The organism is Rathayibacter sp. PhB179 (assembly GCF_004345345.1).
GTDB classification, from domain to species: domain Bacteria; phylum Actinomycetota; class Actinomycetes; order Actinomycetales; family Microbacteriaceae; genus Rathayibacter; species Rathayibacter festucae.
This window is the reverse complement of sequence record NZ_SLVD01000016.1, coordinates 1-7,253: the sequence shown is the minus strand read 5'-3', so window position 1 is coordinate 7,253 and position 7,253 is coordinate 1. Positions and strand designations below refer to the sequence as shown.

The following is a 7,253-nucleotide window of genomic DNA, read 5'->3' as shown; positions in this document are numbered from 1 at the left end:
GCGGCCCTGAACCAGATCGAGGTCGCGACGACGGTCACCACGCCGATCCTCATCGCCGTGCTCGCGATCATCGCGGGCGTGATCATCGTCGGCGCCGGCGGCGGCCTGATCAAGCCGATGCAGCAGCGCTGGGAGGCGATCCTCGCGAAGGCCGAGGAGGAGGCGCCGAAGATCCAGCAGGAGGCGCAGAACGCTCCGTCCGTCACCGAGCAGGCGAAGCGCGCCGCCGACCAGGCGAAGCAGGCCGCTCCGGCGACCACCGCGCGCCGCCCCCGCTAGGCGCACGACCGCACCACCCGCACCACCCGCGGCCGGCTCCGCTCGCTCCGAGCAGGGCCGGCCGCGTCCGCAGCAGATCGAGGGGACCGCATGAGCGCGACACCGACCGAGCCGACCTCGACCGAGCCGACCGCGTCCGAGCCGGCGCCGACCGCCGAGGTGGTCCTGCACGAGGAGCGCCTCCTCGTCGGCACACGCAGGCACGCCACCGAGCGCGTCCGGGTCAGGCGGGTCGTCGTGACCGAGCAGCGCACGATCACGGTCGAGGTCCGCCGCGAGGAGCTGCGCGTCACCCGCGAGCCGATCGCCGACGGCCCGCCGCTGCCCGACGCGATCGCAGCGGCCCCGCAGGAGCCGATCGTCGTGGTCCTGCACGAGGAGCGCATCGCCCTCACCCGGACCGTCGTCCCCGTCGAGCGCGTGACGGTGCGGGTCGAGTCCGTCACCGGCGCCCGCGACGTCACCGCGTCGCTGCGCCACGAGGTCGCCGACGTCGAGTCGTCGACGGCGCGGGAGCAGGAGAGCCCCGACCTGTTCTGATGTCGGCCCCCGCCGCTACGGTCGAGCGATGACCCCGCCTCGTCCCGCATCGCCGGTCCCCGCTGTCTCCGCCGAGGAGTGGGCGGAGCTCCGCGAGCGCGTCCGCCGGACCCGCTGGTCGCCCGAGTGGCCGGTCGAGGGCTGGTCGGCGGGAACCGACCAGGCCGAGCTGCGGCGGCTGGCGCGGCGCTGGGCGGAGGAGTTCGACTGGCCGGCACAGGAGCGGCGGATGCGCGCGCTGCCCTGGGCGCAGGCCGATCTCGACGGGACGCCGGTGGCCTATCTCCGCTTCGAGGCGGAGACGTTCGAAGCGGAGACCTTCGAGGCCGAGACGCCCGGTCGCCTGCCGATCGTCCTGACGAACGGCTGGCCCAGCACCGCGCTCGAGCTGGTGGCGCTCGCCGAGCGGCTCGCCTCGCCGTCGCGGTTCGGCGGCGACCCGGCGGAGGCGGCCACCGTCGTCGTGCCCGCGCTTCCGGGCTTCCCGTTCTCGCCGCAGCGGCCGGGGCTGGACGAGCAGACGCACGAGCTCTGGCACCGGCTGATGACCGAGGAGCTCGGGTTCGCCCGCTACGCAGCGCACGGCGGCGACCTGGGTGCGGGCATCACCTCGCGGCTGGCCGAGAGCCACCCGGAGGCGGTGGCGGGGATCCATCTGCTCGCCGTCGCCTCGCCGCGGCACGTCGAGGACGACTCCCTCACCGCCGAGGAGCGCGAGCACCTCGAGGAGCAGCGCACCTGGTTCGCGGACGAGGGCGCCTACGAGCACCAGCAGCAGACCCGGCCGCTCACCCTCGCGCCCGCGCTGTCGGACTCGCCGATCGGCCTGCTCGCCTGGATCCTCGAGAAGCACCGGGCCTGGAGTGACTGCGGCGGCGACGTCTCGACCCGCTTCGACGACGACTACCTGCTCACCCTCGCCTCGCTCTACTGGTTCACCGACTCGATCTCCACGTCGCTCCGGCCCTACTGGGAGTACGCGACCGGGCGGACGGCGCGGGTCGGCCGGGTCGAGGTGCCGACCGCGCTCGCCGTCTTCCCCTTCGACCTCACGCGCCCGCCGCGCAGCTGGGCGGAGCGCAGCTACGACGTCGTCCGGTACACGCCGATGCCCCGCGGCGGCCACTTCGCCCCGCACGAGGAGCCGGACCTGCTCGCCGCCGACATCCGCGCGCTGCTGGCGCTGGTGCAGTAGCGGGGATCCGCGACGCGACAATCGGCCAACAGGCTGTTGGCCAATTGGTCCTCGGCTGATCGGGCGGCCGTGACACCCCTCCCTTGCGGTCGCCCCCGCACCGCGCGTACCGTCGACGCGTACCTCGTCGCGAGCCGCGACGTCGGGGCGGCCACCTCACCGGCCGGCCGATCGGCTCGCGGACCCGGGGGCTCCCCCGCAGGAAAGACGGTCTCGTGCGCACCAGCACCGGTACTGCGTCCACGACGCAGCAGCTGCCCTCGCACTGACGACCCCTGCTCCCGCCCGCTGAACCGGGCGGACGCGCGCTCCCGCCTCGGCGGAGAGCGGCGGTCGTCGTGCGCCGACGCGACCACCGGGAGCACTGTGCCCTTCTCTTCACCGACCCCTCCTTCCCTCGTCCTCACCGACTGCTCGTTCGCCTGGCCGGACGGCTCGATCGTCCTCGACCACGTGACCGCCGCGTTCGGCCGCGGCCGCACCGCCCTCGTCGGAGCGAACGGCGCCGGCAAGTCCACGCTCGTGCGGCTCGTCTCCGGCGACCTCGTGCCGACGGGCGGGACCGTCACCGCGACCGGCGCGGTCGACCTGCTGCCGCAGCGCCTGCCGCGCGGCGCCGACGACACCGTCGCCGATCTGCTCGGGATCCGCGGCCGGCTCGACGCGCTGCACGCGATCCTGGCCGGCGACGCTGGAGCGGACCGGTTCGAGGCAATCGCCGACGACTGGGACGTCGAGTCCCGGGCCGTCGCAGCGCTGGGCACTGCCGGACTCGACCTCGACGCCGCCGATCTGCTCCGCCCCGTCTCGATGCTCTCCGGCGGGCAGGCGGTCCTCGCGGCCGTGACGGGGGTGGCGCTGCGCGGCCGGCCGATCGCGGTGCTCGACGAGCCCACCAACGACCTCGACCGCCGCTCCCGGCAGCTGCTGCTCGCGCTCGTCGACGGCTGGCGCGGCACCCTCGTCGTCGTCAGTCACGACCGGGAGCTGCTCGAGCACGTCGACGAGATCGCGGAGCTGCGCGACGGCGACCTGCGCACCTCGGCGGGCACGTTCTCCGACTTCGAGGAGCGGCTCGCCGTCGAGCGCGCGGCGGTCGAGCGCGACGTCCGCGTCGCCGAGCAGGTGCTGCGCGCCGAGAAGCGGCAGCGGATCGAGGCGCAGACGACGATCGCCCGGCGCGCGAAGGCGGGCGAGAAGTCGGGGCGGTCGATGCCGAAGGGCGCCTCCGACTTCCGACGCGGCCGCGCCGAGGGGACCGCGGGACGACTCCGCTCCGGTCACGCCGAGGCCGAGGCGCGCGCGAAGGACCGGGTCGACGAGGCGTCCGGGCGGCGCCGCGACGACGACGCGGTGCGGCTCGACCTGCCCGATCCGGGCGTGCCCGCGACCCGGCGGCTCGCCGAGCTGACCGTCCGCGGCCGGACCACGGTGCTCCAGGGCCCGGAGCGCCTCGGCCTGATCGGCGCCAACGGCACCGGGAAGACCCTGCTGCTCGAGCGGCTCGTCGGCGCGGAGCCGGACCGCCCGCATCCCGTGCCCGGCACGGACGCGCGGGCGCTCACCGACCGCATCGGCTACCTCGCCCAGCACCGCGAGGACATGCTCGACGACGACCGCACCGTGCTCGAGCACGTCGCCCGGGCCGCGCCGGACCTGCCGATCCCGGCCCTGCGCGACGCCCTCGCGCGGCTGCTGCTGCGCGGCGCGATCGTCGACCGGCCCGCGTCGACGCTCTCGGGCGGGGAGCGCTTCCGGGTGGCGCTCGCCGGAGTGGTCCTCGCGCGACCGGTGCCGCAGCTGCTCGTGCTCGACGAGCCGACCAACGACCTCGACCTGGCGACGGCCGACCACCTGGTCGAGGTGCTGCGGGCCTGGCGCGGGGGACTGCTCGTCGTCAGCCACGACGACGCGTTCCTCGACCGGCTGGCGCTGGACGGGCGCGTGGTGCTGGACGCGCCGGGGACGGCGGACGCGCCGTGAGCTCAGCCGGTGGGGGTGCCGAGGTCGAGCGCCGCGACGACCTCGGCGACCCGGGCGCGCGCCGGTGCGTCGAGGCCGCGGATCGGGCGGGGCAGGCAGTCCGGGGCGGTGAGGCCGAGCTGCTCGGCGATCGCGGCGATCACCCGGTAGCTGCCGCCGTGCTCGGCGAAGAGGTCCCAGAGCGGCTGCAGCCGGGCGGACTCGGCCTCGGCGGCGGCGCGGTCGCCGGACTGCGCGGCGCGCGCGATCGTCAGCGCGGGGCGGGGGAGCGTGCCGCCGATCACCGAGTACCAGGCGTCGCAGCCCGCGAGCAGGCCGCGGGCGGCGGACGAGTCGCCGGAGACGCCGATCGTGACGCCCGCGGAGACCTGCGCTCGGATCGCGGCCACCCGCTCGGCCGCGGCGGCCGGATCGGCGGGGACGCCGGGGATCTTGATCGAGGCGACGCGGGGCAGCCGTGCGATCGCGCCGTACAGCTCGTCGGTCATCGTGACGTGCGTGGTGCCGGGGTTGTCGTAGACGACCAGCGGCACGGACAGCTGCGCGGTGACGTCCTCGTAGAGGCCGAGGACGTCGTCGTCCGTCAGCGGCTGGTAGCTCACCGGGGCGAGGAGCACCGCCGCGGCGCCCGCCTCCTGCGCGTCCTCGGCGAGGGCGAGCACCTGCGAGGTCCGCAGCGCGCTGATCCCGACGACGACCGGCACCGCTCCCGCGTGCCGCACGGCGACCGCGGCGACCCGGCGGCGCTCCCCCCGGTCGAGGTAGGCGGCGGAGCCGGTCGAGCCGAGCGCCCCGATCGAGTCGACGCCGGCCGCGGCGAGGCGCTCGACGAGGGCGGCGAAGGCCGGCTCGTCGACGGCGTCGTCGCGGAGCGGGGTGAGCGGGAAGGCGCTGAGTCCGGTGAGCACGGTGATCCGTCCGAGGGGTCGTCGCGGGAGGGGGCCCGGCCAGTGTGCGTCGAGCGGGCGGGCGCCCGCGACTCCAGAAGCGCGGGCGGCCGCTGGTCCACGGCGGCGCCGGGTCATGCTGGTCGAGTAGCCCCGCCAGGGGCGTATCGAGACCCGCCGTTGTCAGCAGGGCGGGTCTGCAGACTCGCGTTCTGACTGTGGTGGATCCCGATACGCCCGCTCCGCGGGCTACTCGATCAGCATGAACGGCCCGCTCGATCGGCATCGTGAGAGGCCTCGCATCGTGAGCAGGCTTCGTCTCCGCCGCCTTGCTGATCTGCGCGGACTGCCGCGCCAGCACCTCACTCTCACCGTCGAGGCGGAATAGAATAAAATAAATACGATTCGGAGATCACGATGGCGGAGACAGCCCCCAGCCCGTTCACCCCGGGCTACGGGAAGAAGCCTGCCGTCTTCGGCGGCCACGGGGAAGCGCTCACGGAGCTCCGTGCCGTCTTCGAGACCTTGGACTTCGGCGAGAACCACTCCGTCCTGGTCTCGGGACTGCGCGGCGCCGGCAAGACCTCCTTCCTGACCACCCTCCAGGACGACGCTCGCGCCGCCGGGTGGCTGGTGATCAGCGAGGACGCCAGTGCCGGTCTCCTCGATCGGGTGATGGACTCCACGATCCCCGCCCTGATCAACGACATGGCCCCGGGCAGCCGCGCACGACTGACCTCGCTCGGGCTGTGGGAGTTCAGCGCTGAGATCGAGTACGTCGACCGGCACCGCAGCGTGAAGCCTCAGCTGCGGTACGACCTCGTCGCGCTGTCCTCCGCACTGGGCGGGGAGGGCGGCATCCTGATCACCATCGACGAGGTCTCCTCCGGCAAGGTCCGCCTGCGGGAGCTGAGCCGATTCGCGCTGCAGGTCTCGCACGCGCTTCAGGACGGTGCGCAGATCATGGTCGTCTTCGCCGGGGTGAAGGTCGGCCTCGACGCACTCCTCGCCGAGGAGCACACCACCTTCCTCCGGCGTTCCCGGGAGGTCGAGTTCGAGCGGCTGTCCGCGCCGGAGACCAGTCGAGTCTTCACGGAGACCGCCGGCCTCGGCGGACGGAGGATCGACGAGGAGGCGCTCGCCGTGCTCGTCTCCCTCTCGCAGGGCTATCCGTACCTGGTGCAGCTGGCCGGCGACTACGCCTGGCGGAACCGCTCCACTGCACCCACGATCAGCCTCGTCGACGCCACCGTCGCGCAGGACAGGGCCATCAAGGCGGTCGAGAGTCGAGTCATCAGCCGCGTCTACGGCGATCTCTCCGATGTCGACCAGAAGTTCCTCGACGCGATGGCCGAGGACGACGACCGCACGAAGATCGCCGACATCGCGAAGCGCATGGACGTCTCCGACGCGTACGTCCAGGTCTACAAGAAGCGCCTCATCGACAGCGGCTACGTCCATGCCGCGGGTCGCGGCCATGTGCAGTTCTCTCTTCCCTATCTCGGCGCCTACATCCGCCGCAGACTCGCCGCCGAGGCCAGCGATGATGCCGGCGACGGCGGCTGGGACGCCTACCCGGCGCCGGATCTGCCTTCCTGAGCCGCGGACTCCGCCGAGGCGACGAGGCGGAGTCCGCCGTCACGCGCCGGCCCTTCGCCGCCGGAGCCCGGTGAACGCGGAGGCTTCGGGCGCTGTCGGTAGATTCGGTCGCGCCGGTGTCGATCGACGCGGGCAGCCCCTCACCCTCAGGAGCCCGGGATGACCGCCCCCACCGTCCTCTTCGTCTGCATCCACAACGCCGGTCGCTCGCAGATGGCCGCCGGCTATCTGCGCGAGCTCTCGGGCGGTACCGTCCAGGTGCGCTCCGGCGGCTCCGAGCCGGGCGAGAGCATCAACGCGGTCGCGGTCGCGGCGATGGCGGAGGAGGGCATCGACATCTCGCAGGCCGTGCCGCAGCTGATGACGACCGAGCAGGTGCAGGCGTCCGACGTCGTCATCACGATGGGCTGCGGCGACGTCTGCCCGGTCTTCCCCGGCAAGCGTTACGAGGACTGGGACCTCGCCGACCCCAAGGGCCGCCCCCTCGAGGAGGTCCGCCCGATCCGCGACGACATCCGCGCCCGCGTGCAGGCGCTCGTGGCGGAGCTGCTGCCCACGACGCCTGCTGAGTAGAGGCCCCCGCATGGTGGTCGAGTAGGCGCCGTAGGCGGCGTATCGAGCGGCGGAGCCGCTTCGCGTCTCGGTGGTGAGGGAGAGGACGCGGCTGCGCCGCCTCATGCTGGTCGAGTAGCCCCGCAGGGGCGTATCGAGCGGCGAAGCCGCTTCGCGTCTCGGTGGTGAGGGAAAACTGCTTGTGGCTGGGCGGGTGT

At 73.8% G+C, this 7,253-nt stretch carries 6 protein-coding genes and 1 pseudogene; 6 read left to right on the top strand and 1 reads right to left on the bottom strand.

What is annotated here, in order from left to right; all coding sequences use genetic code 11:
- The 4 genes and pseudogenes from EDF43_RS21570 to EDF43_RS21555 form a co-directional block, all read left to right on the top strand.
- Nucleotides 1–279, top strand: a pseudogene (locus EDF43_RS21570) (hypothetical protein); the annotation flags it as partial.
- A 90-nt stretch (nt 280–369) separates the two neighbouring features.
- The gene (locus EDF43_RS21565) at nt 370–819 is read left to right on the top strand and encodes a YsnF/AvaK domain-containing protein (protein WP_132438514.1); all 450 of its coding nucleotides are present in this window, start codon (nt 370–372) and stop codon (nt 817–819) included.
- Nucleotides 820–847: 28 nt separating this feature from the next.
- Nucleotides 848–2,014 (top strand): epoxide hydrolase family protein, encoded by a 1,167-nt coding sequence (locus EDF43_RS21560; RefSeq protein ID WP_132438515.1) that lies wholly within the window; start codon nt 848–850, stop codon nt 2,012–2,014.
- 366 nt (nt 2,015–2,380) lie between these two features.
- Complete coding sequence (locus EDF43_RS21555; RefSeq protein WP_132438516.1) at nt 2,381–3,997, top strand: ATP-binding cassette domain-containing protein; 1,617 nt, start codon at nt 2,381–2,383, stop codon at nt 3,995–3,997.
- Between the two features lie 2 nt (nt 3,998–3,999).
- On the opposite strand, the gene EDF43_RS21550 is transcribed toward EDF43_RS21555, so the two are convergent.
- Nucleotides 4,000–4,905: a dihydrodipicolinate synthase family protein gene (locus EDF43_RS21550; protein ID WP_132438517.1), complete on the bottom strand. Its 906-nt coding sequence runs from the start codon at nt 4,903–4,905 to the stop codon at nt 4,000–4,002.
- Between the two features lie 396 nt (nt 4,906–5,301).
- Between EDF43_RS21550 and EDF43_RS21545 the strand changes: the two genes are divergently transcribed.
- Nucleotides 5,302–6,483 (top strand): ATP-binding protein, encoded by a 1,182-nt coding sequence (locus tag EDF43_RS21545; protein WP_132438518.1) that lies wholly within the window; start codon nt 5,302–5,304, stop codon nt 6,481–6,483.
- A 159-nt stretch (nt 6,484–6,642) separates the two neighbouring features.
- Nucleotides 6,643–7,056, top strand: coding sequence for an arsenate reductase ArsC (locus EDF43_RS21540; protein ID WP_132438519.1), 414 nt, complete (start codon nt 6,643–6,645; stop codon nt 7,054–7,056).
- Nucleotides 7,057–7,253 lie beyond the last annotated feature (197 nt).

Bases quoted from the DNA above. Each gene is read 5' to 3' on its own strand.
- EDF43_RS21565 (WP_132438514.1), top strand. From the start codon at position 370: ATGAGCGCGACACCGACCGAGCCGACCTCGACCGAGCCGACCGCGTCC.
- EDF43_RS21560 (WP_132438515.1), top strand. From the start codon at position 848: ATGACCCCGCCTCGTCCCGCATCGCCGGTCCCCGCTGTCTCCGCCGAG.
- EDF43_RS21545 (WP_132438518.1), top strand. From the start codon at position 5,302: ATGGCGGAGACAGCCCCCAGCCCGTTCACCCCGGGCTACGGGAAGAAG.
- EDF43_RS21540 (WP_132438519.1), top strand. From the start codon at position 6,643: ATGACCGCCCCCACCGTCCTCTTCGTCTGCATCCACAACGCCGGTCGC.